This window comes from Pseudomonas baetica, from assembly GCF_019733355.1.
GTDB classification, from domain to species: Bacteria; Pseudomonadota; Gammaproteobacteria; order Pseudomonadales; family Pseudomonadaceae; genus Aquipseudomonas; species Aquipseudomonas baetica_A.
The window spans coordinates 1-2,596 of the sequence record NZ_JAIHLQ010000105.1; the positions used below are offsets into that span (position 1 = coordinate 1).

The following is a 2,596-nucleotide window of genomic DNA, read 5'->3' on the forward strand; positions in this document are numbered from 1 at the left end:
TGCGGATTCCACGCTGACTCGGACACCCATTCCACGCACATCCGGACAGTGATTCCACGCTGATCCGGACACTCATTCCACGAGCATCCGGACACCGATTCCACGGCCATCCGGACACTTTCCAGGCAGGCAGCTACGCAGGATTTATTCACTACCATCGACCTCTTTTTCGAAGCAGAGAGGTCGTCGTGGAGCGTTTGTCCATGCGTAAAATCCGTGAGGTGTTGCGCCTCAAGTTCGATTGCGGGCTGTCTGTCCGTAAGATCTCCCGCAGTCTGGGCATAGGCCACAGCAGTGCCGGTGATTACCTCTGTCGCTTTGCCGCCAGCGGTCTAGCCTGGCCCTGCTCGTTGTCCGATTCCGAACTGGAACAGCAACTGTTCCCACTGGCCCCTGCGGTGCCCAGTGAGCAGCGGCCACTGCCTGATTGGTCTTGGGTGCACGCCGAGCTGCGTCGCCCCGGCGTGACCCTGGCGCTGCTCTGGCAGGAGTATCGCCTGAGCCAGCCGCAGGGTTTTCAGTACAGCTGGTTCTGCGAGCACTACCGGGCCTGGCAGGGCAAGCTGGACGTGGTGATGCGCCAGGAACATCGCGTCGGCGAGAAGTTGTTCGTCGACTACGCCGGGCAGACGGTGCCGGTGATCGACCGGCACAGCGGCGAGATCCGCCAGGCGCAGGTGTTCGTCGCGGTGCTCGGCGCCTCCAGCTACACCTTCGCCGAAGCCACCTGGTCGCAGCAGTTGCCGGACTGGCTGGGCTCGCATACCCGCTGCTTCGCCTTCCTCGGGGGCGTGCCGGAGATCGTGGTGCCGGACAACCTGCGCAGCGCGGTGAGTAAGAGCCATCGCTACGAGCCGGACATCAACCCGAGCTACCGCGATCTGGCCGAGCACTATGGCGTGGCGGTGGTGCCGGCGCGGGCGCGTAAGCCGCGCGACAAGGCTAAGGCCGAGGTCGGCGTGCAGGTGGTCGAGCGCTGGATCCTCGCCGCGCTGAGGAACCGCCAGTTCTTCTCCTTGAACGAACTCAACAGCGCCATCGCCTTATTGCTGGAGCGCCTCAACCGACGACCGTTTCGCAAGCTGCCGGGCTCCCGGCACTCGGCCTTCGAAGCCCTGGATCGTCCGGTGCTGCGGCCGCTGCCGGAGCAACCCTACGTGTATGCCGAGTGGAAGAAGGCGCGTGTGCACATCGACTACCACGTCGAGGTTGATGGGCACTACTACTCGGTGCCGTACCAACTGGTGAAGAAACAACTGGAAGTACGCCTGACAGCGCGCACGGTGGAGTGCTTCCACGCCAATCAGCGGGTGGCCAGCCACCTTCGCTCACCGCACAAGGGCCGGCACAGCACACAGGCCGAGCACATGCCCAAGAGCCATCGCGAGCACGCCGAGTGGACGCCACAACGGCTGATCCGCTGGGCTGAGCAGACCGGGCCGAACACGGCCGGCGTGATCAGCCACATCCTCGAACGGCGCATCCACCCAACCCAAGGCTACCGGGCCTGCCTGGGCATCCTGCGCCTGGGCAAGACCCATGGCGAAGTGCGCTTGGAGTTGGCCTGCCGTCGCGCCCTCAGCCTCGGTGCGTGCAGCTACAAGAGCCTCGAATCGATCCTGCGCCAGGGTTTGGAAAGCCTGCCGTTGGCTCAAGCCAACCTGCCCCTGCTGCCGGACGACCACGCCAATCTGCGCGGCCCCGGCTACTACCACTGAACACAAGGAATCCCACCATGCTGCCCCATCCGACCCTGGACAAGCTCCAGACCCTGCGCCTGACCGGCATGCTCAAGGCACTCGCCGAGCAACTGAAAACCCCCGACATCGACAGCCTGAGCTTCGTGGAACGCCTCGGCCTGCTGGTCGACCGCGAACTGACCGAACGCGACGACAAGCGCCTCAGCAGCCGCCTGCGTCAGGCCCGGCTCAAGCACAACGCCTGCCTCGAAGACATCGACTACCGCAGCCCGCGCGGACTCGACAAGGCGCTGATCCTCCAGCTGAGCAGCGGTCAGTGGTTACGCGACGGACTCAACCTGATCATCAACGGGCCCACCGGCGTGGGTAAAACCTGGCTGGCCTGCGCCCTGGCCCACCAGGCCTGCCGGGAGGGCTACAGCGTGCGCTACCTGCGCCTGCCACGTTTGCTGGAAGAACTGGGTCTGGCCCATGGCGACGGCCGCTTCGCCAAGCTGATGAGCAGCTACGCCAAGACCGACCTGCTGATCCTCGACGACTGGGGCCTGGCCCCGTTCACCGGCGAGCAACGGCGCGACATGCTGGAGCTACTGGACGACCGTTACGGCCAGCGCTCGACCATCGTCACCAGCCAGATGCCGGTGGACAACTGGCACGAACTGATCGGCGATCCGACCCTGGCCGATGCCATCCTCGACCGCCTGGTGCACAACGCTTATCGGATCAATCTGGAGGGTGAATCAATGCGCAAACGGACGCAGAAATTGACGACGCCGGGCACCTCAGACTAACAATGCCACCCCTGCGTCGCTGCGCTCCGACTGCCTGTCCGAATGATCGTGGAACAGGTGTCCGGATCAGCGTGGGCTGAGTGTCCGAATGGCGTGGAATCCGCA

2 protein-coding genes are annotated in these 2,596 nt (G+C 64.4%); both read left to right on the plus strand.

Translation table 11 applies throughout. From position 1 onward, the window contains the following. The first annotated feature begins 203 nt into the window (after positions 1–203). Positions 204–1,718 (plus strand): IS21 family transposase, encoded by a 1,515-nt coding sequence (istA, locus tag K5E40_RS34205; RefSeq protein ID WP_038408847.1) that lies wholly within the window; start codon positions 204–206, stop codon positions 1,716–1,718. 17 nt (positions 1,719–1,735) lie between these two features. Then, on the plus strand, positions 1,736–2,491 hold the full coding sequence (gene istB / locus K5E40_RS34210; RefSeq protein WP_083375454.1) for an IS21-like element helper ATPase IstB: 756 nt from the start codon (positions 1,736–1,738) through the stop codon (positions 2,489–2,491). Positions 2,492–2,596: the final 105 nt, after the last annotated feature.

Coding starts and splice junctions, on each gene's coding strand:
- istA (WP_038408847.1), top strand. CDS start 204: ATGCGTAAAATCCGTGAGGTGTTGCGCCTCAAGTTCGATTGCGGGCTG.
- istB (WP_083375454.1), top strand. CDS start 1,736: ATGCTGCCCCATCCGACCCTGGACAAGCTCCAGACCCTGCGCCTGACC.